The following is a 21,750-nucleotide window of genomic DNA, read 5'->3' on the forward strand; positions in this document are numbered from 1 at the left end:
TTTTTACAAAAATTGCGTTCATTTTGCAGAAGATTTAATATGTGTTCTAGAAGGATTTCATTCAAATATGAAGTACAAGGCAACAGAGCAGATCCTAAAGATCATCAAGGACAAGAACCTGATTCGAAACTTTGGTGTAATTGCTCACGTGGACCATGGAAAGACAACCATGAGTGATAGCTTGCTTGGATATGCGGGAATCATTGCACCGTCTGCTGCAGGAAGAGCACTTGCCTTGGACTCGATGAAGCTTGAACAAGACAGACAGATGACAATAGTTCAGGCAAACGTTACTTTGCTTTATGAAAAAGCCGGACAGGAATACGTCATAAACATGATTGATACTCCCGGGCACATTGACTTTACTGGTAGGGTGACTAGAAGCCTTAGGGCAATTGATGGTGCAGTTGTGGTGTCTGACTCTGTAGAGGGAATCATGACGCAGACTGAAACCGTAACACGACAAGCACTGGAAGAACGAGTCCGACCTGTTTTGTACATCAACAAGATAGACCGACTCATAAAAGAGCTGAGGCTTACTCCAGAAAAAATGCAAGAGTGGCTTGTGAACATCATTACTACTTTTAACGGATTAATCGACACATACGCAGAACCTGAATACAAGGAAAAATGGAAGGTGTCAATCCAGGATGGCAGCGTATCTTTTGGCTCTGCAAAGGACAGGTGGGGCTTTAACATCGATATAATGAAGGAGAAGGGAATTTCGTTTAAGGACATTTTCACTGCATATTCAGAAGGCGGAAGCGTAGAAGAACTTGCAAAAAAGGCGCCGCTTGCAGAGGCCGTACTGGGAATGGTCGTAAAGCATCATCCGCCTCCACATGTGGCACAAAAATACAGAATCCCAAAAATCTGGAAAGGTGATCTTGATTCTGATATTGGCAAGGCACTTTTGAATTGCGATGACACCGGCCCCGCGGTAATGATGATTGTAAACATGGCAATGGACCCGGCAGCTGGTCCTGTCGCAATAGGGCGATTGTTTGCCGGCACACTGCGAGACGGACAAACTGTAAATCTTATTGACACTAAACGAGAGGGGAAAATCCAATCTGTCAACTTTTTCATGGGAAACCAAAGAGAAATGGTCGGCGAGCTTGGAGCAGGAAACATCCCTGCATTGCTTGGACTAACTGAAGCTAGAGCAGGACAAACACTATCCACCGTAAAAGATGTCGCATTATTTGAGGGAATCAAGTATGTGTCAGAGCCCGTGGTTCAGATAGCAGTTGAGGCAAAGCATCCAAAGGACTTGCCAAAGCTAGTCGAGGCGTTGCGCAGAATTACAATTGAGGATCCAAACCTGGTTGTCAAAATCAACGAGGAAAGCGGAGAGACAGTAATTGCAGGAATGGGCGTTTTGCACTTGGAAATTGCAGCGTCCCTAATTGCAGATGCCGGTGTTCAGGTAGTGACATCGCAGCCTTTGATTAATTACAGGGAAACAATACTTAGTGGAACCGATGCAGTCATGGCAAAATCTCCAAACAGGCACAACAAGATTTTCATGAGGGTGGAGCCACTGGAGCCTGAAATTGCAGACATGATACGAAGCGGCCAGCTTTCAGAAATGAAGGACAAAAAGGAGGTTGCCACCATTTTGCGTTCAAAAGGCTGGGACTCTGATGTTTCTAAAAATATAATGAGATTTGATTCTCGCGGAAACGTGATGATTAACGGAACAAAGGGTGTCCAGTTCATCCAAGAATCAACTGACTCTATTCTGTCCGGCTTTGAGGACGTGATGAAGGAAGGACCGCTGGCAAAAGAACAGGTGAGAAACTGCAAATTTACATTTACCCACTTTGTACCACACGAGGACACTGCACACAGGGGCCTGTCACAGTTGGGTCCTGCATCAAGACGCGCATGCATGGGTGCGATGCTAAAATCAAGTCCAATCCTACTTGAGCCGCTACTTGGAATCGAGGTGCGAGTTCCACAGGACATGATTGGAAACGTTGCATCTGTCTTGTCTGGAAAAAGAGGCAAGGTCCTTGACATGCAGCAAAAAGGAGTCACAAGCATTGTTACTGGTGAGGTACCGGCATCTGAGACATTTGATTTGGCAGAAATAATGAGGGGCCAAACCGCTGGAAAGGCAATGTGGAACACCCACTTTAAGGCCTGGTCACCAATTCCAAAATCAATTCAGGCAACACTGATTGCAGATATCAGAAAGAGAAAGGGTCTCAGCCCAGAGCCTCCGACTGCAGATGAGTTCATCGATAAAGAGTAAAAATAGAATCCCCACTTTTTGAGAACAAAAAATCTCAAGGAGGTTTTACATTTGGTGTCTTTTCTTATTTAGGGGGTATTCATTCTCTTAATTTTTTGAATCGTTCATAGTATTTCTCCTGGGATGGCAGGATTAATCCATGGTTAGTTTTGTCATCATATTTTGTTTCTTGGTTTTTGAATTCCTTTTGTAATTCATATTCTATTTCTTTTCTCAGTTCAGTCACTTGTAATATTGCATCTTTTTTTGCCTCATCTTCATTTTTTCCTTTTACAGCAAAGGATCTGTTCTGAAAACGCTTGGTTGTTTTATTTCTAATTTTTCTAGTGATTTCTTCTGCCAGATCAAAATGTCCTTGTTCATGTTTCAGGAGCAATACCCCTGCTTTCTTACTGATATTTTCCAATACCCAAGAGAGATCAGGGATGAAAATTGCACGTAGATACATATCTTTAATCTTAAATTTGAATTTGCCCCCAATAGCAATATGTTCAACAAGTGGCATTGATTCAAATCCTATTGCTAGGCTAGCTGATGCATTATCTTTAGGATTAGGTTTTTTCTTGAAATCACTCCATTTTAGAATCCTAGTCTTATCCCAAATAATTACTGAAATCTCTGATCTTGTTGAGATACCGCTAACAAAGGTTTGCATAGTCATCATTATTTATTGTCGGCAAAGGTATTAAGCGACGCTGACATCGGCGTAAGTTTCATGGACATAGCTATCAGCATTATTGACTAATGCCGGAGATAGTGGAGGCGAATGTTTTTCCATTTTCAGTTAAAACAACATTAATTTTGTTATCTTCAACTTTAGATTCAACGAGGCCTTTTTTCTCTAACCAGACAATATGCCTTACAAGTCGGGCATAGTTCAGATTGGCATCAAGCGATAACTTGGTCTTGCATTCAGAGCCATTTTCTATCATAGTTTGCATGATACGTGATAGAGCTGTCATGCTTGGTTTAAAATCAAGTGCTAATTTTTTATTTTTAATGTTTGTTTGTTTTCTTATCATCACTAGCTTATCGTGAGTAAAGGTATTAAGCGACGCTGACATTTGAGTTATGTTCATTGACATGTGGGTTAGGATTATGGACGAATTTGTCATTGTTATGGACAAACGCGTCGGATGATTTTGGTCTTTTATCGGGGAGACTATTTTTTACTCTATCGAAAAATAGTGCCAGGAGCGTGCCGGGACTCTGAATTTGATCGAGTCATATTTTATGTTTCATACTTTTTTTAAATACTGTCTGACAGATTAGTCAATAATACTGATGAATTTGTCCATGAAACTTACACTAGTGTAAGCGTGGCTTAATAGATTTATCAATGATTATTTAGCAATGACAAGAAACAACATCAAAAATTACTTCGTAATGTCTGTACTGATACTTTCAGCTTCAGGTATGATGCAAAACAACGCTTTTGCAGCGTCTCCGCTTGGAACGGCTAGCACATTTGCGGTCTTAGGTGGCACAACGGTAACCAATACTGGTCCGACTGTCGTCATAGGGGATCTCGGTGTAAGCTCACCAGGTGTCGCGTGCACCGGCTTTGTCGGTTGTACAACCACAGGACTTGGAACTGTATCTGGAACAATACATGTAGGTGATCCAATCGCAAATCAGGCTCATGCTGATGCCGCTACTGCATACGGCGTTCTAGCAGGCACAACATGCACGACAATCGAACCAGCCGTAGCAGACATAGGCGGGCAAACACTGACTCCAGGAGTTTATTGTTTTCCCTCATCAGCTGCTATAACTGGAACGCTTACTCTTGATGGCAGTGGAGTTTACATCTTCATAATCGGAAGTACGCTTATCACTGCAAGCAACAGTAATGTAGTTCTGACTAATGGTGCCACGGCAAGTGACATCTTTTGGATAGTAGGTAGTTCTGCAACTCTTGGAGCTAACTCTGTTCTCGAAGGAACCGTAATTGCATTCACGTCAATAACGGCAACTGCTGGAGCAACTGTAGATGGTAGACTGCTTGCAATAAACGGCGCAGTCACAATGGATACAAACAACGTCACCATAGTAGGCGATTCTGGATTCCCAACGCCACCACGCACCTCCGGTAAAGTTACAGGAGGGGGTTCAACATCAATAGAAAAAGGTAAGGATGTTAACTTTGGCTTTGTCGTAAAATCACAAACATCGACAACACCAACAGGCAGTCTGGAATTCCAGTCCAAGATCAATAACATCAACCTTCACAGCACCAGCTTTTACTCCCTTAGTGTGTATTCATCCACTTTGGCAGTGTTTAGCGGAACCGCAACCATCAACGGAGATCCGGGTCACACGTTTAAAGTGATAATAGAAGATAACGGTGAGCCAGGAAGAAATAGTGATAAATTCTCAATCGAGATCGATGGTGGAACATATTCCACAAGCGGCACACTAACAGCTGGTAACATACAGATCCACAAAAACTAAACTCCTCTCTTTTTTTTTAATAATGTTGTATGTTGTCAAATTATTACCATTGTGAATCATGGTCTAGAACTTTCAATCAACATCGATAAACCGATTTCATTGTTTAGGAATTCCTAAAACCTATTGTTGAGCATGCGTGTTGGCAGCTGGCTTTGTACTGTTTTCAAGTATATTAGAAGATACTGTGATTCTCAAAGCTGAAAATTATCAGTGCGTTTCCCTAATGTGATAAAGATCGATTATCAAATTTGGAAATCTGTTTTTGTCTTAAATATTGTTTGTACGTACCAATAATGGTGTATGATATGGCGCAAGTAGGAATTAGAACAAAATCAAAGTCTGACTTTGAACCAAGCATGAAAAACATATCTCGCATCATGAAGGTTATGACAGAAAATGGCTCTGAATGCAAGACCAAGTTATCGCTTGATGCCAATCTGAACTATGCCCGACTTGTAAGGCATATTGTCTGGTTAGAGAAAAAAGGCCTCGTTGAATCTAAAGTTGAAGATTCCAAGGTTAACGTTGCTTTGACTGGAAAGGGCGAAGTGTTTGCTTCAATATTTTCAGAAGATTAGATTCAGCAAAGGCAAGATGAATCATGTCTGAGTAAAAATAGAACACCACGACTTACGTGTGTAAATTCTGCTCATAATTCTTTAGAAACTAGTGCGAGCTGCCCAAAATTTTAAAGATTTGTTTTTTCTCATATATCGCAATACCAAATAATATGACTAGTCCTAAAATTAAGCTTATTTGCTCTGAAAATATTTCTTCAGATACTTGCCATATTCCACGCCAAAATAAGATCAGCCCAACGCCTGTTAATAGAAGAAGTGCGGCGCGCCCAATATAATTTGCAGATTCCCTCAAATCACTCGTTTGTCAATTCGTGATTATTTATGAATTATCCTAGTCAAATTAAAAGACATCTGTCTTCCAGATAGTTTTGTTTTTTTTATCTATCTTTCAATGATGATTTGAGCAGAATTTCTCTGTGGCATGAGAGTTTCGATTTTCAAATTTGATAATTATGTTTTGTAATAAATATTACATTTGTCCAATATGTGTATCGGGATAGTAAGTTATGCCTCAGGGGAATTCCAGACGTATAAAATTGGATCCGGACTTTGATCCTAGCATAAAGACTTTGTCGCACATTGTGAAAACCTTGGTAGACAAGGGACCTGAATGCAAGACCTACCTGGCACGTGATACAAATCTGAACTATGCCAGACTTGCAAAGCATATCATGTGGCTAGAGAAAAAAGGCCTCGTTGAATCTAAAATTGAATCTTCCAAAATTAATGTTGTTTTGACTAAAGATGGAAAAGAATTTGCCTCAATAATTTCTGATATTGGCTGACAGATTAGTCCATAATACTGCTAAACTTGTCAGTGAAACTTACACCATTGTAAGCGTGGCTTAATAGATTTACCAATAAAAAACTAGCAATGACAAGAAATAACATCAAAAACTATTTTGTAATGTCTGTACTGATACTCTCAGCTTCAGGCATGATACAAAATAACGCTTTTGCAGCACCAACGCTTGGAACAGCTAGCAATTTCGCAGTCTTGGGTGGTACAACAGTGACCAACACTGGTAACACGGTCGTAACGGGAGATCTCGGTGTAAGCTCACCAGGTGTCGCGTGCACCGGCTTTGTCGGATGTACGACCACAGGACTTGGAACTGTAACTGGAACAATACACGTAGGTGATCCAATCGCAAATCAGGCTCATGCTGATGCCGCTACCGCATACGGTTCACTAATAGGCGCGACATGCACGACAATCGAACCAGCCGTAGCAGACATAGGCGGGCAAACACTGACTCCAGGAGTTTACTGTTTTCCCTCATCAGCTGCTATAACTGGAACGCTTACTCTTGATGGCAGTGGAGTTTACATCTTTAAAATAGGAAGTACACTTGTTACTACAGCAGAAAATAGTAACGTCGTCCTGATCAACGGTGCAACAGCAGACAATATCTTTTGGGCAGTGGGTAGTTCTGCAACTCTTGGAACTAACTCTGTTCTTGAAGGCACTGTAATTGCTTACACGTCAATAACTGCAACTGCTGGAGCAACGGTAGATGGTAGACTGCTTGCAATAAATGGCGCAGTTACAATGGATACCAACAACGTCACCGTAGTAGGCACTGGTGATGGTGGTAACGGTAACCATGATGATGACGAAGATTGTACCGGCGGACATGGTCACGACCACGATGGTAAAGACCACGATGGTAAGGGTGGACATGGTAAAGGACATGATAAAGACCACGACAATAAAGGCCACAAAGACAAAGGCCACGATGGTAAATACTCTGGTAAGCAGTACGGCAAAAACTAACCCCCTCTCTTTTTTTAATATATCGTGCTTGTAAAAATCGTGTCTGGAACTTGATCGATTATTGTATTTTGGTAAACTTGTTTCGTCGTTTAGAAATCCCTAAAAACTAGTGTTGAACTATGTGCTGGCAACTGGCTCTAGTCGTACTCAATGCAGACTTGTTCACGATGGGCTGATAGAACTAATTTGTAAATGTGGATGTTATGTTGGATCCACAGGAACAGATCGGATTGAACTTACAGCAAAACATGTTGTGTGGGCTGCTCCTAAAGGGTAGCAAAATTTAGAATTCTAACGCCTGCGTTTCTGATATTTTGTTCCACCTTTTGGAATCTTTCCAAGTCATGTGGTCAGTTTATGGTATCTGAATTGGAATGTGCTTTTTAGAAGGGGTTTTTCCGTCAGTCTGACAACAATGCAATCCTAAAAAAACCGCTTTGAGCCAACTGTGGACCTAAGATCAAGAAGATGATCAAGGAAACTGGTGTTGCTCACTGAGGAGTCTTTCTTTTTTGCATCTTTTGCTTCTTTTAAAAATCTCACAAAAGTTTTCACTTTTATGCTGATTGTTTTGTATTCTTTTCTTGGCAGGCTAACACCATATGAGAATACTATATAAGCATTAGTATGAATTCATACTAATTTTTTTATTCAACTGAAAATCTCACACATATTTTATATGTGATTGTCCCGTACGAGTATATCGGGAAAGTAGCAAGTTATGACACAAGTAAGCATTGAATGCAAACAATTAGAGCGGGGCTTTCAACCTAGCATGAAAACTTTGTCTCGTATCATGCAAGCCTTAGTGTCTAATGGAATCGGAGGAAAGACACAGTTATCGCTTGATGCCAATCTGAACTATGCCCGACTCGCAAAGCACATCATGTGGTTAGAGAAAAAAGGCCTAGTTGAATCTAAAATAGAATCTTCCAAAATTAATATCGTTCTGACTAGAAATGGCAAGGCGTTTGCCTCCATGATCTCAAAAGATAGATACTGAGTCCATAATACTGATGGATTCGTCCATAAAACTTACACTAGTGTAAGCGCGTCTTAATAGTTTTTACCGATAATAAACTGATATTGGCAGGCATAAAACAAACCTTGATACTCATCGTATTAGTTACTATGATTTCTGTTTTTGTTACTCCTAATGCAATGGCACTAACTATTGTGGATGGCAAAACTGCATGTGAATCTGTACCTATTAGTGGCGTTTGGACTTTATCCACCAAGACGTGTACCGTCACTACCCTTGTAATTGGCACTGTTGACGAATTAATCGTTTCATCTGATGTGGTTTTAAGCATTGGAACAATCACTAACAATGGCATCATTACCAATAATGGGCAAATCCATATCGCAAGTGATGGCGCCATAACAACTTTTGGCAGTCTTAGCAATTATGGGACCATTACTGTTAGTGGCGGCACGATAACAAACAACGGTCAGTTCGAGAATGTTGGCAAAATCAATTCGTCTGGAACAATAATTAACAATCCGACAGGTGTTATGTCGATTCTGGGCAGCATGACTAGTAGCGGCATGATCACTTCGTCTGGGAACGTGATCATAAACGGCACCGGTGTGCTGGTAAACAATGGTACGCTAGTCAATGCACTGAACCTTCTTAATCGTGGCACCATAGTTACGTCTGGCACATTTGCCAACAGCGGATCTGTTTTGAACGCAGGTGACATCTGGAACTTGGACTTAATTGCCAATTATGATGTGATTACTAACAGCGGTAACATGTTCAATCTGTGCGGTGGAACAATCACTGATTCGGGAACAATAGCGATAAACACAGTATTGACATGTGAAGATTTAACCTGATGCTGATATCTGACTAATCTTGCAATGAACTATTCCTCAAGTTTACAAATAATAACTGACCAAACCGATACAGAATGAACATGTCCCAAATTTGGTTAGGCAGAATCTATCTGAAAGAAGAAGGAGGATATGAAATCATTTTGCGGGCCTTGAACCATTATAGGAAGAGGCTAAAGTCGATCGGAAAATCACCCGAACTAAAAGACGCGCCGATGTTTGCCACAATAGTGATTTCGGAGGCAAGCAAGACGGGACCTCAAATAGATCCGGCAATATCAAAAATAAAAAACGCATTAGAGCATCCAGAAACTCTATCCGAACTACAGGCAGACATTCCATTGTATGAAAAAGCGTTAAACTGCTACGAGTCAGACATCAAAAGGGCGCAAAACGAAAAATTCTACTCTGACTTGCTGTCTGGAAATGACCACGCAGCATCTGACTGTTCCAACATCCGAACTGCGCTGGAAAAGATAAACCAGTTTTCTTAGTGCTATCTTTCTAAATTCTTAAATCCTAAGTCGCATAGATGATCCCATTGCGTATTGCTATCTTGCTGTTGGTATTTGTAATATCTCTGTCTTTACTCTCAAGCCCAATTCTGGCGTACTCCAAGGCCGCATCTAAATCTGATACCCGCCTAAAGCATATCAAAGGAGTCCAAATTCCACTTGAAGACAAATCCGTAAAGATAACTAAAATAACTCAATCCAGATTCCTTCAGGTTTTGTATGTTGTAACAATTGAAATCTGCGCCGGAATGGACAAACTGTATTCGCCTGAGTTGATACTAAAATCCGACAAGGAATCGCTGACTCTGAAAATCTCCGGGCTGATCATGCCTAAAGCCTGTAGGACAAACGAGTTTTTCATCCGTGCTGATAATCCATACTCCATCTCGGTGAGTTTTTCAAATGTCAACCCTCACCTGGAGAAAGTACCCCACTAGCATACCAAAATAGCGTCTGAAAAGACTGAATCAAATACTGGAAAAATTTAATCGTGTCATGGGGATAAAGACCATGTCTGAATATGTGAAATTCTATGTCGGGCTGAACATGCAGGGGAGCATCGGGCTTTTGAGCTTTGTAAACAATGAAAGACTTGTCCTAAAGCACAAACTTGAAAACAAAAACCTGGCAAAGGAGCCCATTCTGCACGGCCTTCGTATTTTAGATGATCTAACAAACGAAATACAAAGTTTTGGTGAGGCTGCTGTCTTGGAAAAATATTCTAAATGAACATGGCTGATTGCACCTGTCGCGAAATGTTCCGGCTCAGCGAATCTTCTTGTGTCTGTAGCGGTTTTTGATGAATCTGTTATGATACTGATCGTGGGATAACGCATACTGCATCAGGCCATCGTGGATCTTTTTTGGTACCCCAAAGTACTGGTATACTCCTCCCTGCCGGAACTCTATTTCGAGAGTTTGTGTTGACTCGTCATACCCTACTGATTTTAGATCACTTGACTCAATTCGCATCCTTTCCATCATCTCATCTATGTGCAACGTATTCATAAAACCATGCCGCATGTTCATGAAAATCCCCCCTGAAAACAGAAAAGTACCTTGGACTGACCAAAACTAATTTTACCTGACTCCCTAATAATTTGTTCAAAGTGTTTATCAGCCAGTATTGGCAAGTCAATGCTGGCATGAATCTGCTACCTGCATTGTTACTATCCTCCGTTCTCATTTTGGTATCTCTTCACGCTGAGGTAAACGCAGCGACAGTTCCAGACGCACCGTCCGGACTCACAGTGACTGCCGTATCACCAACCCAGATCAATCTTTTCTGGTCTACTCCAAATGACGGCCAGTCAAGCATCACTGGATACAAAATAGAATACCGGGTTGGCTCTGGCTCCTACTCTGTCCTAGTGTCAAACACTGCCAGCACATCTACCACGTACTCTCACACCGGACTGACATCTGATCAAACCTACACTTACCACGTATATGCGATTAATTCGATTGGAACAAGCGCATCTTCATCTGAGGTGTCTGCGACTCCAACCTCGACATCCTCTGGAACAAATCCTGGTTCACCTACTGGTCTTACCGCAGTACCTGCATCGCCAACACAGGTCAACCTGTCCTGGAATGCCCCCTCAAACAACGGAGGGTACCAAATCACTGGCTACAGAATAGAATACCGGGTTGGCTCAAGCTCTTACACCACTCTGGTGTCAAACACTGGAAGTTTGTCAACAACTTATTCGCATACTGGACTTACCACCGGCCAAGTTTACATTTACCGTGTATTCACAATTACCTCATTTGGAACCAGCGTGCAGCCATCGACTGAGGCCGTGGCACAACCCCAATCCTCCTCTGCACTGACAGTTCCTGGCGCACCTACTGGTCTTACCGCAGTACCAGTTTCGCCAACACAGGTCAACCTGTCCTGGACTGCTCCATCAAACAACGGAGGTTCTGCAATCTCTGGTTACAAGATTGAGTCTAAATCCGGCTCTGGCTCCTACTCTGTCCTAGTGTCAAACACTGCCAGCACATCTACCACGTACTCTCACACCGGACTTGTAACTGGAACTGTCTATACGTACAAGGTTTCTGCCGTCAATTCTATCGGTACTGGAACCACATCATCTGAGGTGTCAGCGACTCCCACATCTTCGTCTTCTGCAACCGTTCCAAGCGCTCCTACGTCTCTGATTGCAACTAGTGTCTCTTCAACTCAAAACAACCTGTCCTGGAATGCCCCCTCAAACAACGGCGGTTACCCAGTCACTGGATACAAAATAGAATACCGGGTTGGCTCTGGCTCCTACTCTGTCCTAGTGTCAAACACTGCCAGCACAGTAACCACATACTCTCACACCGGACTGAGTGCAGGACAAACCTATGTTTACCGCGTTTCAGCAATTAATTCAATTGGAACTAGCAGCGCATCGGCAGAATCTTCTACTACTCTGTCCTCATCAAATATTCCAAGTGCGCCAACCGGTCTGACTGCAGTTACTGCATCGCCAACACAGGTCAACCTGTCCTGGTCTCCGCCCTCAAACAACGGCGGCTCTGCCATAACTGGGTACAAAATTGAGGTAAAAAAGGGCACGGGCTCTTACGAGACGCTGGTTGCAAACACTGCTAGCACCGCAACGTCGTTTATCCACACCGGACTGACAAAAGGAACCATATACTATTACCGCGTTTCAGCAATTAATTCCGTTGGAACTGGCCCTTCAAGTGATGCATCTGCAACACCAAAAGAGACAACGGCACCAGCGCTTACTGCGACGGCCGTCTCTCCAACCTCAATTATGCTGTCATGGGTTCCGCCGTCACAAACATACAAGCAGCAAATCACCGGATACAAGATAGATGAAAAAATAGGCCCAGATGCATACAAGACAATATCTGAAAACACCGGTTCTACTGCGACAACGTATTCGATCAGCGGGCTTACAACTGGGAAACCTCACACCTATGTAGTTTCAGCATTTTTTACCTTGGGTGCAAGTCCATTTTCAAACGAGGCATCTGCAACACCGCTGAGCACCTCGACTCCTCCCCCATCGCAATCAAACGTAAACCCTCCTGGGACACCAACCGGGCTTGCCGCAACGCCTTCATCCCCAACAACAATCAACCTGTCCTGGTCAGCCCCGTCAAACACGGGCGGCTCTGCTATAACTGGATACAAAATCGAAGTAAAAAAGAACACGGGTCAATTTGAGACCCTTGCACCTAGCACTCAAAACTCTACTACAAAATACTCTCACACGGGATTAACAACTGGGGCGACATATGTCTACAGGGTTTACGCAATTAACTCTGTTGGGATAAGCTCACCGTCTGCTGAGACCTCGGCAATACCGTCTGCAGTTTCGGCACACCCTCCTGGCGCCCCAATCCTTACCATAACTCACAGTGCAAACCGGGCAAATCTTCACTGGTCATCTCCCTCAAATGATGGAGGCGCCCCGGTCACAGGATACAAGATAGAATACAAAATTGGCTCTGGATCATACATGACTTTGATTACCAAGGCAACTGGCACGTCATATTCCCATACTGGGCTATTGGCAAACACCTATTCTTACAGGGTTTACGCGATAAACTCGGCTGGAATCGGTTCTCCGTCAAACGAAGTCTCAGTCGTGGTTGCGGCACCAACAAAACCGACAACTCCTACCGTTCCAGAAGAAACGGAGACGCCTACGGAAGAGCCAGAGCGGGAAGGGCCGAAAACCCACATTCCTGGATTCCCAGACCCTGCAAGAGATCCTCAATATTACGTAGATAGATACAACAACGAGCCTGAATTTACCGCATGGTTTGACAAAAACTTCCCAGGCGAATCAATCTATGACGTGGTGGGGGCCATTGATCCTAATGAAAAGAAAGTAATCACAACCCACATTCCTGGATTCCCAGACCCTGCCAAGGACTCTGAATACTACATTTACCTATACAAAAGCGAGCCTTCGTTTAAGGCATGGTTTGATGAAAACTTCCCAAGCCAAACAATCTATGCGTTATTTGGCGTTCCTGAACCAGAGCCTGTCCCAGATGCTACAAAATGTGGAGCGGGAACGCATCTTGAAGGTGGAGTCTGTGTGCTTGACGCTGAAAAAGGCGGCGGATGTCTTGTCGCAACTGCTGCATATGGGACTGAACTATCCACACAAGTGCAGCTACTGCGGGAAATACGAGACAGTGTCTTGCTCAATACTGACTCTGGTGCAACCTTCATGGCAGGATTCAACCAGTTTTACTATTCGTTTAGCCCAACCGTGGCAGATTTGGAGCGACAGAGCCCAGTTTTCAAAGAAATTGTAAAGGCGACCATGTTGCCAATGCTTTCCACACTGCCACTTCTAAACAATGCCGACTCTGAATCTGAAGTTGTGTTGTACGGGATGGGGATAATCCTGCTTAATGCCGGAATTTATCTTGGAATTCCCGTTTTTTCCATCTTGGCTATCAAAAATAGGTCAAAAATCCAACACTTCGCGTCTCAAAGACAGTAAACCTGTTCTAAAAAACACTCGCAAGACAATTGCATAGCAAAGACAATCGATCATTGTAAGAATGCAAAAATGATCACTCTGATCTGGCAGTCTGCGGTTTCTTTGTTTGGCAGTGTCGCATAAACTAGATCGCAACTTTTTATTTTGCTCAAAAACATTTTTTCAACATCAAGTCGATCTTTTTTGTAATTGATTTTATTTTTTCAAAACCAAATAACAAAAATTCCAAAATCAGCATGTTTAATAGCATACAAAAAACTTACAGGTATGGCTACAAAAGCAAAAGCAAAAAAATCACCTGCTAAATCCAAAAGCAAGAAAAAATAAGTCGACCTTAGAAAAAGGTCTACTTTTTTTCCTATTTCACAAGTTATTCCATATACAATAAATTTTTTAAAACAAAAATTGTAATGTAATAACTGTGAAAAAATCTGAATTAAAAAAACTGGTTTCCAATTATCGTGACCTAAAACTGAAGATAAGCAGGCGTAATTTACCGCATGATCACACCCTGTCAGAAAAATTGGACGGAATAAAACATCGATATTTTCATGAAACCGGAAGCGACATCGAGTACGATTTAAAATCAAATGCTGGGCATACTGCATAGTTTACGGAAACACTGCCCGCTCTTTTGCAACGCCTGCTATTCCATATGCACATTCTAAAGAACAATACTTGCTGTCTGGTGGCATCCCCTCTAGGCTTTTTCCACACGATTTACAGTTGTCCATAGGCACGTATGGTATGATGATCTTATAAGATAATTTAATTTCAAAATAAACAGACAAGCATAGATCACATTTGAATAATGCACACGTGGAACCATAGGAACTTTCAAAAGGCTATGAAATTCAAACGCATTCGATGAGGATTCTTCACGTCGTAATACTTGTGATCATCGGAATAATTGTCACCTATTACATCACAAGCGCATTTGTTTTGCAACAACAGGCAATCAACAAGCAGTCAGTCTACGTCCACCTGCTCCAAGACTGGAGGAGCTACCCTGGAAACATAGTGTATGATATAACAAATGTTTGGTCGCAAACAAAAGAGCAAACACTCCGGCCGGAAGCAAGACTGGAGATGGCAAAAGAAACAAGCGTCGATGAAGTAAGATCTGTTCATGGAAAATCATACATCCTAGTCCAGCACGATAACACTGACTGCCATGATGTGTGGGAGCCGCACTATGCAAGATTTGGCGCAGACGTGATACGCCACCAAATAGAATACCTTGCAGGAAAACAAAAGAGTCCGGATCCAAACATTACCATGTATACCCCAGTCAAAAGCAAACAGGGCGACAAGGAACACGAAGATGAATTAAAAACAGGATTTTCACAATTCATCCCAATCTGCACTTCAAAAGATGCTGCCTCGTTTGATTACAGCGTTAGAATAAACGATGAATCTGTCGGCTTTGACGTTTATTTTGTCCCGTCAATATCTGAGCAAGTAAACTATGATGAGCAAAACGCTAAATTCAAACACTATGGGGGCATGGGGTGTTTTGGCAAAAACTACGTAAGCTTTAGTGGCACATGCGAAAACGTAGATGAAAATTCTGGACTCTTGATCGTAGTTCCTGACACACTGAGCCTTCCACTGACAAAGCTGGACGTGTATCTGTATGAAAAATAATACTTGGATAACAATTTTAATTGCAGTGCGTTGTGATTAATGCATGAAAGCTACGTTTGGTGCGGGCTGTTTTTGGTGTGTAGAGGACATATTTAGAAAAACAAAAGGAGTCACGTCAACTGCGGTGGGATACAGCGGAGGATGGCAAAAAAACCCCACGTATCAAGACGTGTGCACCGATATGACAGGACACGCCGAAGTAGTGCAAGTAGAGTTTGATCCAGCCGTACTGCCATACGAAAAACTATTGGACGTATTCTGGCAATCCCATGATCCAACCTCGCTTAATCGGCAGGGGCCTGATGTTGGAAAACAATACCGTTCTGTCATATTTTGCCACGATGGTGAGCAGGAAAAAATCGCAAGGCAGTCAAAAGAAAATTTGGATAAATCAGGCAAGCTTGGCAAAAAAATAGCTACTGAAATCAAGCCTGCAGAGGAGTTTTACAAGGCAGAGGAATACCATCAGCAATATTACGCAAAGTGCGGCCTTGGATGATGAATGATTTCTTCGCGGCTTTTTTATACAAAAATACGTCTAACTGTTTTAGATAGATGGGATTAATGCCGTGCCAGACCATCCCGCCCATCTATCAACACAAACCAACGAACTATCCTCGATTCTTTTAAGCAGAAATTCCATCGTGTGTATGTGATTTTGGAATCCCTTCTGGTTCTGCTGCCTTGTTTATACTGGGCGCATTTGACCCCATTCTGCTAAATGATGAGACTGAAAATCTGGCTGAAAATGCATGAAAAAACCAGTTTGGGAATAACCTGCCTCGAGTCGGTGATTCCAAAAACAAGATCAATTTGATTCCCAACAATGGAAATTAAGCAATGTTCCCAATTTTGGGATTTCACAGTTAATTTATTATTTCATTTTTTATGCCAACATTATGTGAAGTGCAAAAACTGCGGAAAAGAGTTCCAAAACCGAGCATCAAACTTTTGCTCTACTGACTGTGCTGTAAATCACGCTGAAAACGCCACTGTCAATTAGAATAACTTATCAAAAGGGATTGGCAAGTTTTTGTATGAAATATCGCAGTCTTGTAATATTTGGATTATTGTTCATATTAACGGCAAATCACGCGTATGCCGAATCTCAAGTCATACTTGGTGATAAGCAAAAAACAATGTCACTTGAGGTCGGAAAGCAGGTGCAAATAACTGCAGACCTAAGAAACAATCAGGACATAGAGCAAGATTTTGCGTACATCGTACAGATACAAAATGAGGACGGTGTCACCGTGTCCCTGTCGTGGCTTACTGGCAAATTGGTTCCGGCGCAATCTTTTAGCCCCGCACTGTCCTGGACTCCAGACGAGACTGGGGAATACGTCGCAACAATATTTGTCTGGGAAAGCATTGACAATCCCTCTGCACTGTCTCCCACACTTTCGTTGACATTAAACGTGGGACCGTCCGTGTAGAGTTTATCGTAAACCATGGAACTGCAATTTGAAAAAGAGGCAAGCGATGTCAGGGGAAAAATACTGATGCTCCGATACGGTAACAAGAGGATCAACCTCGTAGAGACGAAAAAAGGGTTCTCACGTGGCGGTCATTACCATGATTTTGAATCAAAGCATTTCTTGATGTCTGGGCTCATTGAATACAGAGAAAAAAATCTGCAAATTGGTGAAGAAAAAACGCAAACCCTCCGTGCACCATTTGTTATCGTTACGCCTCCGATGACCCCTCACATGATTACTGCCATTACCGATTCTGTCTTTGCTGAGGAATTTGAACAGGATTATTCTGCAACTGACTATCCTGAATACCGGGCAATCATTACACAAAAGATGATCTGATGTTTTCTATTTGGGCAGAGCCTGCAACAAAAGACGCAAAATATCTGTTCCAAATAATTTGCAAGCTTGGGAAAAAATATCACTCCCATACGTTTAATCCGCACATCACAATGTATAGCGGGATACGGAGCGTCTCTGATGCAAAACTTGCCATTCAAAACTGCAAAAACATGGGAAAGTTCACAGTGATGGCAACTGGTTTGGACTTTTCTGACAGTCTGTGGAAGACAGTGTTTGTCAATGTGGAAAAAAATCAGAGACTAGAACAAATCCACGATACCGTAAAGGAAAACATTCGTCAAAGCACACAATATCGATTCAATCCACACATCAGCCTGATATACAAAAAAATGAGCAACTCTGAAAAACAAGAAATCATAGACGGCTTAAGAATAAAACAAAAATTTACGTTTGATAAAATTGCCGTAATTACGTCCTCCAGAAACGTGGAAAAATGGGAGGTAATTGATCGCGTGGTTCTCAAATAAAATTATTTTATGAAGCATATCATGATGCACGTTTTGTTAAATTAATTCAAGTTTTGAGTTATTAAAATACTAGCCCTGTATAGGAAAACAGAAGAACATGGCCATCTTATCGCCAGATGAAGCTCAATCTTTTGTTAAGAATCTAATAGCCTCCGGCAAGGGGGACTATGGAAGACTGAATCACATTCTAACCGTGCTAAGAGAAGGCAGGAATCTTTACGATTCTGATAAAAAATACCTAAATGCAAAACTTGCAGACGAAATAGGGGTTGCCAAAAAACCCCTAGTCGAGGAAAACCTCCTGACTAAGATCCAAAACCTGATTGCGTCGGGAAAAGGCGACACCGGCAGACTGCAGTTCATCTTGGAGAGCATTCAGCAGGGAAAAACGCTTTATCGTTCAGACCGCGCGTATCTTGAATCCAAGGTTGGAGGAAAAATTAATCCAAGTGACTTGAGCCGAGAAAACGATTCTAACAAAACAATAGACAATCTCAAGTCTCAGGTAATGCTTGCAAACCAAAAGATAACAAATCTGGAATCTGTACTGAACGAGAAAATTACCCGCCTTGGAGATGCAAGACTGGACATGCAGCTGCAAAAATCCAAACCAGTACACGGCGCAATGCCAAAAGGCTGGCAGCCTCCAGTGGAATCAAATGAGTTGGAACAAGTCAAAAGTCAAATCAAAACTGAACAAGAAAAACTCAATGAGAAAAAAACAGAAGCTGATGAACTTAAAATCGAACAATCAAAACTAATGCAAATCATTTTGAACAGGCAGGAATTTGAAAAGCAAGTAAAAATCGAGCACGCGCGACTTGAACAGCAAATTGAACTGGAGCGAAAAAGCGTATCGGAGCAAACAAAGATCGCCGAGCAAATTAGAGCTCAGGAGTCTGAGCTGGAAAAAGCAAAAAAAGTACGCGATGAGATAGTCTTACAATTGCAGCGGGAACAAGCCAGGCTGTCTGACGATCTTCAAAACCAAAAAGATGCACTAGATTATGTAAAAAACGAATACCAGAAAATCTCGTTAGAAATAACAAAAGAAGAGCAAGAAATTGCGCAAAAAGTCCAAATCGAGCGTCAGAGATTGGCAGAGCAGGCAAAAGCTGCCCAGCGCATACACTCTGAAAAAGAGCGTCTTGAAAACATACGTGCTGAATCTGAATCCATAATGCTGACTACAAAGGCACGAGAGGCCGAGCTTGCAACCCAGGTCAAAAAAGAGTCTGCCAAAGTTGCCATGCAGGCAAAACTACTCAAAAACATCACGAACTATGAAAAATATCTGGCATCTTCCAAACAAAAACAATCACTACTCACAAGCAAAATTGAAGACCAGAAGAAAAAAATTGCAAAAACTGCCTCCTCGATATCGCAAATAAATCAGGAAACTGAACTGTTGGAAAAAATTGTCTTGGAGAGAAAAGCGCTGGAGCAACAAATAACCTCCGCCGAATCTGAATTAGATTCAATCCGCAAGGAAAAATCCAGTCTTGAAAAACAGGTAATGGAGCAAAAGTCGTCCATATCAAACACGAAAAAACTAGAAACCCAAAAAATAAGGCAATTAAAAAGGCGTAAAAAAGAACTAGAGCAGGGAATAAAAAAAGAAGCAGCTGATCTGAAAAAAATCACAAACAAATCAAGTCCTAGTTGACGCCAGTTCATATGTTCTGCAAGTCATATGGCTGATCTGCAAAATTTTTCAATGGTATGCATGTTTCTATTTTTATTGTGTTATAACCCGATCAGAAAACTACCTCTGGCATTTCTAGCAATTATATTGGGCGGATTTTTAGTTGCAAGAAATTGAACGCGTACAAAAAGGCAACCCTGACTGAAATCGTTGAAGACTTGGTAAACATGGACCCAAGTATGAGATTTGCCGCAATAATCGATCTAAAGGGAAACATCCTTGAGTCAATAATGAAAAAAGGAAAGACCTCTCTGAAAACCCAAAAGGAAGAAGAGCATTTCTGCGTTCAGGTTGCCCAAAGGAGAAAAATGAGACAGGAATTTGACAAAGGGCTGGGCAAAGTAAGGTATGTCCAAGTTGAACGAGAAAAGGTAACCCAGATAGTGATTTATCCAAAAAGGAAAACAGTCTACTTTACACTGGAGCCTGAGCTTAGCGCGACTAAGAAAATGGCGATAATTAACCGTGCCAAAAAAATCACGATGCACCTGTAAATATAATCTGTTTATTCCAAACACCCTTGACATTACAATGTACCTGCGCGTAGCAATGTTGTGGACATACAACACGTGATTCTGTTGCTTGGCGGGCTAGTTGGGCTATCTACCATTCTGCCTTTGGTATTGGGCACACTACATCCGTGATTTCAAGAGATAAATACGGAAAAATAAATTCCAAAGAACGACCATGAAAATACTTGTCGACGAAATGGACGACGGAATGGATGAAAAACTGCGCAGTCTTGGATATGAGGCATATTCTGTAAAAAAGCTGCTCGCCGAGGGGAAAAAACTCCGAACCGATTACTCCATAATTAACTATGCACGGGAAAACCAAATGATATTGGTGACACGCGATACGGAAAGCGGTCAGGCGTGCGCAGAAAACAACCTTCCATGCATACTGCTTGACAACAACGAAATCTTCAAAATCGTAGTTGAGAAACTCAAAACCCTGTCCTGAGTCTAAGCTTTTATCCTTCAATGTCTTATGATATCCATGGACAGCTGTGACACCCGTACTAGGGCATACAAGAACGGCAAGACCTTTGATCAATGTGTGCAGGTCGCAGAGTCCCTAAACCCGGAATTTAAAAAAATGATAGAACAAAACGGAAAAATTCTCTGGTCTGACATACTGGCGCAAGTTGATCATGATGAGCTGATATACAAGCTCACGCTCAAATATCTGAGGCGCGACGGATACGACATAGGGAACTGGCAAATTCCGGAAGTCAAAAAGTTTGTAACCTAGGATTCTATTTTACAGCTCCATCCGCTGTTTCTGATTTTTCTTGCCATTATTATTGGCGTTATTATCAAAAGAGGAATCGATATTGCGATAAACATTGTTTGAAGCTGCGTAATTGCCAGAGTAAACGCAACTGCACCTGACGCGCTAACAAACAATGAAAGAAACGTTCCGGCACATGTGGGGCACGCAATAAACAGACCCGTTACTGCGGCTATCCCGCCGATGCCCGTATTCTTTTTCAAAATGGAAAACGCGTTTACCGCAACTGATGTGTTTAGCCCGACTAAATATGAAACAATTATCTGCAAAATCAGGTTTATGGGAATTACCTGCAGCCCTACCTGCTCTGTGATGTATACTATGAGTTTTGGAACATACCCTATCTCGCCACAGCATGGGGTTATGTGTGCAGATGGCACTGTAACGTCATAATGCTTTGAGAAAATGACGTCTGGCTGGTACACCAAAGTCCCAGATGTCAGGGCAAAAAACACGCCATATGAGACAAATGTTGCCAAAAATATCTTTCTTGACTTGGAATTCCACGTAATTTTTGCAATCACTGACAAGAGGCTGTCGTCGTTTTTGAGAATTTTCTGCTTGTGGTACTGGTACATGCCGTACGCGATTGCACCGAGCGCTACGAGCAGCATTACGTAAAATGCCGTTCCGATTCTTTCTATTGCCGACACTGCATCTGGCGTAACCGTTGTTCCGCCAAGTCTTGCATAAATTAAAAACAAGATGCCTATGCTTGCAAAGCCCAACGTGATCAAAAGCCTGCCGTCGTGTCCGGTGTCGTCTTTTGACATCATTACTGCCTGATTTACGGTGTGATTAAATCGTATCTTTTAAAATTCTAAAGAAGTTGGTTCACTTTGTCAAGCACAACAAAGTGTTTTTTTGAAATCTTCTACATTTCTTGTGAA

26 protein-coding genes are annotated in these 21,750 nt (G+C 42.0%); 21 read left to right on the forward strand and 5 right to left on the reverse strand.

The features are described from left to right. Nucleotides 1-67: 67 nt before the first annotated feature. Nucleotides 68-2,260 (forward strand): elongation factor EF-2, encoded by a 2,193-nt coding sequence (locus NKMY2_RS06390; RefSeq protein WP_042686119.1) that lies wholly within the window; start codon nt 68-70, stop codon nt 2,258-2,260. 79 nt (nt 2,261-2,339) lie between these two features. Here NKMY2_RS06390 and NKMY2_RS06395 read toward each other — a convergent pair whose 3' ends face one another. Next, on the reverse strand, nt 2,340-2,915 hold the full coding sequence (locus tag NKMY2_RS06395) for a hypothetical protein (protein WP_042686293.1): 576 nt from the start codon (nt 2,913-2,915) through the stop codon (nt 2,340-2,342). Nucleotides 2,916-2,994: 79 nt separating this feature from the next. Then, complete coding sequence (locus NKMY2_RS10655; RefSeq protein WP_238549791.1) at nt 2,995-3,282, reverse strand: winged helix-turn-helix domain-containing protein; 288 nt, start codon at nt 3,280-3,282, stop codon at nt 2,995-2,997. Between the two features lie 331 nt (nt 3,283-3,613). Between NKMY2_RS10655 and NKMY2_RS10295 the strand changes: the two genes are divergently transcribed. The 9 genes from NKMY2_RS10295 to NKMY2_RS06450 all read left to right on the forward strand — a co-directional run bounded on the left by NKMY2_RS10295 (nt 3,614) and on the right by NKMY2_RS06450 (nt 10,152). Further along, the gene (locus NKMY2_RS10295; protein ID WP_052347570.1) at nt 3,614-4,714 is read left to right on the forward strand and encodes an ice-binding family protein; all 1,101 of its coding nucleotides are present in this window, start codon (nt 3,614-3,616) and stop codon (nt 4,712-4,714) included. A 305-nt stretch (nt 4,715-5,019) separates the two neighbouring features. Beyond that, entirely contained in the window at nt 5,020-5,292 is a 273-nt protein-coding gene (locus NKMY2_RS06410; protein WP_238549792.1) for a winged helix-turn-helix domain-containing protein, read from the forward strand. A 539-nt stretch (nt 5,293-5,831) separates the two neighbouring features. Next, nucleotides 5,832-6,080, forward strand: coding sequence for a winged helix-turn-helix domain-containing protein (locus tag NKMY2_RS06420; protein WP_238549793.1), 249 nt, complete (start codon nt 5,832-5,834; stop codon nt 6,078-6,080). An 89-nt stretch (nt 6,081-6,169) separates the two neighbouring features. Further along, nucleotides 6,170-7,072 (forward strand): ice-binding family protein, encoded by a 903-nt coding sequence (locus NKMY2_RS06425; RefSeq protein WP_052347571.1) that lies wholly within the window; start codon nt 6,170-6,172, stop codon nt 7,070-7,072. A gap of 796 nt (nt 7,073-7,868) precedes the next feature. Continuing rightward, entirely contained in the window at nt 7,869-8,075 is a 207-nt protein-coding gene (locus NKMY2_RS06430) for a winged helix-turn-helix domain-containing protein (protein ID WP_238549794.1), read from the forward strand. An 83-nt stretch (nt 8,076-8,158) separates the two neighbouring features. Beyond that, nucleotides 8,159-8,911: a hypothetical protein gene (locus NKMY2_RS06435; RefSeq protein ID WP_042686132.1), complete on the forward strand. Its 753-nt coding sequence runs from the start codon at nt 8,159-8,161 to the stop codon at nt 8,909-8,911. An 80-nt stretch (nt 8,912-8,991) separates the two neighbouring features. Then, nucleotides 8,992-9,402: a hypothetical protein gene (locus NKMY2_RS06440; protein ID WP_042686135.1), complete on the forward strand. Its 411-nt coding sequence runs from the start codon at nt 8,992-8,994 to the stop codon at nt 9,400-9,402. Nucleotides 9,403-9,449: 47 nt separating this feature from the next. Continuing rightward, entirely contained in the window at nt 9,450-9,860 is a 411-nt protein-coding gene (locus tag NKMY2_RS06445; protein WP_157832475.1) for a hypothetical protein, read from the forward strand. Nucleotides 9,861-9,918: 58 nt separating this feature from the next. Continuing rightward, the gene (locus NKMY2_RS06450) at nt 9,919-10,152 is read left to right on the forward strand and encodes a hypothetical protein (RefSeq protein WP_042686139.1); all 234 of its coding nucleotides are present in this window, start codon (nt 9,919-9,921) and stop codon (nt 10,150-10,152) included. A 36-nt stretch (nt 10,153-10,188) separates the two neighbouring features. On the opposite strand, the gene NKMY2_RS06455 is transcribed toward NKMY2_RS06450, so the two are convergent. Beyond that, on the reverse strand, nt 10,189-10,452 hold the full coding sequence (locus NKMY2_RS06455) for a KTSC domain-containing protein (protein WP_320408962.1): 264 nt from the start codon (nt 10,450-10,452) through the stop codon (nt 10,189-10,191). 116 nt (nt 10,453-10,568) lie between these two features. Between NKMY2_RS06455 and NKMY2_RS10300 the strand changes: the two genes are divergently transcribed. Beyond that, a complete protein-coding gene (locus NKMY2_RS10300; RefSeq protein ID WP_157832476.1) occupies nt 10,569-13,910 on the forward strand; it encodes a fibronectin type III domain-containing protein in 3,342 nt (1,113 codons plus the stop codon). Nucleotides 13,911-14,331: 421 nt separating this feature from the next. Beyond that, entirely contained in the window at nt 14,332-14,520 is a 189-nt protein-coding gene (locus NKMY2_RS06465; RefSeq protein ID WP_042686141.1) for a hypothetical protein, read from the forward strand. A gap of 1 nt (nt 14,521) precedes the next feature. Here NKMY2_RS06465 and NKMY2_RS11015 read toward each other — a convergent pair whose 3' ends face one another. Continuing rightward, entirely contained in the window at nt 14,522-14,644 is a 123-nt protein-coding gene (locus tag NKMY2_RS11015) for a hypothetical protein (protein WP_255347566.1), read from the reverse strand. A 133-nt stretch (nt 14,645-14,777) separates the two neighbouring features. On the opposite strand from NKMY2_RS11015, the gene NKMY2_RS06470 reads away from it, so the two are divergent. From NKMY2_RS06470 to NKMY2_RS06515, 9 genes are all read left to right on the forward strand, one after another. Continuing rightward, on the forward strand, nt 14,778-15,557 hold the full coding sequence (locus NKMY2_RS06470; RefSeq protein ID WP_042686144.1) for a hypothetical protein: 780 nt from the start codon (nt 14,778-14,780) through the stop codon (nt 15,555-15,557). 43 nt (nt 15,558-15,600) lie between these two features. Next, complete coding sequence (gene msrA / locus NKMY2_RS06475; protein ID WP_042686148.1) at nt 15,601-16,056, forward strand: peptide-methionine (S)-S-oxide reductase MsrA; 456 nt, start codon at nt 15,601-15,603, stop codon at nt 16,054-16,056. Between the two features lie 538 nt (nt 16,057-16,594). Continuing rightward, nucleotides 16,595-16,993 (forward strand): hypothetical protein, encoded by a 399-nt coding sequence (locus tag NKMY2_RS06485; RefSeq protein ID WP_052347573.1) that lies wholly within the window; start codon nt 16,595-16,597, stop codon nt 16,991-16,993. Nucleotides 16,994-17,008: 15 nt separating this feature from the next. Continuing rightward, on the forward strand, nt 17,009-17,374 hold the full coding sequence (locus NKMY2_RS06490) for a cupin domain-containing protein (protein ID WP_042686156.1): 366 nt from the start codon (nt 17,009-17,011) through the stop codon (nt 17,372-17,374). Beyond that, nucleotides 17,374-17,862: a 2'-5' RNA ligase family protein gene (locus NKMY2_RS06495; protein ID WP_042686160.1), complete on the forward strand. Its 489-nt coding sequence runs from the start codon at nt 17,374-17,376 to the stop codon at nt 17,860-17,862. Before NKMY2_RS06490 ends, NKMY2_RS06495 begins: the two co-directional genes overlap by 1 nt. Before the next feature lie 97 nt (nt 17,863-17,959). Beyond that, a complete protein-coding gene (locus NKMY2_RS06500) occupies nt 17,960-19,528 on the forward strand; it encodes a coiled-coil domain-containing protein (RefSeq protein ID WP_042686164.1) in 1,569 nt (522 codons plus the stop codon). 152 nt (nt 19,529-19,680) lie between these two features. Then, the gene (locus NKMY2_RS06505; RefSeq protein ID WP_420887349.1) at nt 19,681-20,061 is read left to right on the forward strand and encodes a DUF6659 family protein; all 381 of its coding nucleotides are present in this window, start codon (nt 19,681-19,683) and stop codon (nt 20,059-20,061) included. Between the two features lie 193 nt (nt 20,062-20,254). Next, on the forward strand, nt 20,255-20,530 hold the full coding sequence (locus NKMY2_RS06510) for a DUF5615 family PIN-like protein (protein ID WP_042686168.1): 276 nt from the start codon (nt 20,255-20,257) through the stop codon (nt 20,528-20,530). Nucleotides 20,531-20,566: 36 nt separating this feature from the next. After that, nucleotides 20,567-20,821 (forward strand): hypothetical protein, encoded by a 255-nt coding sequence (locus NKMY2_RS06515; RefSeq protein ID WP_042686170.1) that lies wholly within the window; start codon nt 20,567-20,569, stop codon nt 20,819-20,821. On the opposite strand, the gene NKMY2_RS06520 is transcribed toward NKMY2_RS06515, so the two are convergent. Continuing rightward, on the reverse strand, nt 20,818-21,633 hold the full coding sequence (locus tag NKMY2_RS06520) for a hypothetical protein (RefSeq protein ID WP_042686174.1): 816 nt from the start codon (nt 21,631-21,633) through the stop codon (nt 20,818-20,820). The two genes, NKMY2_RS06515 and NKMY2_RS06520, sit on opposite strands and share 4 nt — an antisense overlap. Nucleotides 21,634-21,750 lie beyond the last annotated feature (117 nt).

The organism is Candidatus Nitrosotenuis chungbukensis, from assembly GCF_000685395.1.
Taxonomy (GTDB): domain Archaea; phylum Thermoproteota; class Nitrososphaeria; order Nitrososphaerales; family Nitrosopumilaceae; genus Nitrosotenuis; species Nitrosotenuis chungbukensis.

Excerpts from the sequence above, each read along its gene's own strand:
- NKMY2_RS06390 (WP_042686119.1), top strand. The coding sequence starts at position 68 with ATGAAGTACAAGGCAACAGAGCAGATCCTAAAGATCATCAAGGACAAG.
- NKMY2_RS06395 (WP_042686293.1), bottom strand. The coding sequence starts at position 2,915 with ATGCAAACCTTTGTTAGCGGTATCTCAACAAGATCAGAGATTTCAGTA.
- NKMY2_RS10655 (WP_238549791.1), bottom strand. The coding sequence starts at position 3,282 with ATGATAAGAAAACAAACAAACATTAAAAATAAAAAATTAGCACTTGAT.
- NKMY2_RS10295 (WP_052347570.1), top strand. The coding sequence starts at position 3,614 with ATGACAAGAAACAACATCAAAAATTACTTCGTAATGTCTGTACTGATA.
- NKMY2_RS06410 (WP_238549792.1), top strand. The coding sequence starts at position 5,020 with ATGGCGCAAGTAGGAATTAGAACAAAATCAAAGTCTGACTTTGAACCA.
- NKMY2_RS06425 (WP_052347571.1), top strand. The coding sequence starts at position 6,170 with ATGACAAGAAATAACATCAAAAACTATTTTGTAATGTCTGTACTGATA.
- NKMY2_RS06430 (WP_238549794.1), top strand. The coding sequence starts at position 7,869 with ATGCAAGCCTTAGTGTCTAATGGAATCGGAGGAAAGACACAGTTATCG.
- NKMY2_RS06440 (WP_042686135.1), top strand. The coding sequence starts at position 8,992 with ATGTCCCAAATTTGGTTAGGCAGAATCTATCTGAAAGAAGAAGGAGGA.
- NKMY2_RS06450 (WP_042686139.1), top strand. The coding sequence starts at position 9,919 with ATGGGGATAAAGACCATGTCTGAATATGTGAAATTCTATGTCGGGCTG.
- NKMY2_RS06455 (WP_320408962.1), bottom strand. The coding sequence starts at position 10,452 with ATGAACATGCGGCATGGTTTTATGAATACGTTGCACATAGATGAGATG.
- NKMY2_RS10300 (WP_157832476.1), top strand. The coding sequence starts at position 10,569 with ATGAATCTGCTACCTGCATTGTTACTATCCTCCGTTCTCATTTTGGTA.
- NKMY2_RS11015 (WP_255347566.1), bottom strand. The coding sequence starts at position 14,644 with ATGGACAACTGTAAATCGTGTGGAAAAAGCCTAGAGGGGATGCCACCA.
- NKMY2_RS06470 (WP_042686144.1), top strand. The coding sequence starts at position 14,778 with ATGAGGATTCTTCACGTCGTAATACTTGTGATCATCGGAATAATTGTC.
- msrA (WP_042686148.1), top strand. The coding sequence starts at position 15,601 with ATGAAAGCTACGTTTGGTGCGGGCTGTTTTTGGTGTGTAGAGGACATA.
- NKMY2_RS06485 (WP_052347573.1), top strand. The coding sequence starts at position 16,595 with ATGAAATATCGCAGTCTTGTAATATTTGGATTATTGTTCATATTAACG.
- NKMY2_RS06490 (WP_042686156.1), top strand. The coding sequence starts at position 17,009 with ATGGAACTGCAATTTGAAAAAGAGGCAAGCGATGTCAGGGGAAAAATA.
- NKMY2_RS06495 (WP_042686160.1), top strand. The coding sequence starts at position 17,374 with ATGTTTTCTATTTGGGCAGAGCCTGCAACAAAAGACGCAAAATATCTG.
- NKMY2_RS06500 (WP_042686164.1), top strand. The coding sequence starts at position 17,960 with ATGGCCATCTTATCGCCAGATGAAGCTCAATCTTTTGTTAAGAATCTA.
- NKMY2_RS06510 (WP_042686168.1), top strand. The coding sequence starts at position 20,255 with ATGAAAATACTTGTCGACGAAATGGACGACGGAATGGATGAAAAACTG.
- NKMY2_RS06515 (WP_042686170.1), top strand. The coding sequence starts at position 20,567 with ATGGACAGCTGTGACACCCGTACTAGGGCATACAAGAACGGCAAGACC.
- NKMY2_RS06520 (WP_042686174.1), bottom strand. The coding sequence starts at position 21,633 with ATGTCAAAAGACGACACCGGACACGACGGCAGGCTTTTGATCACGTTG.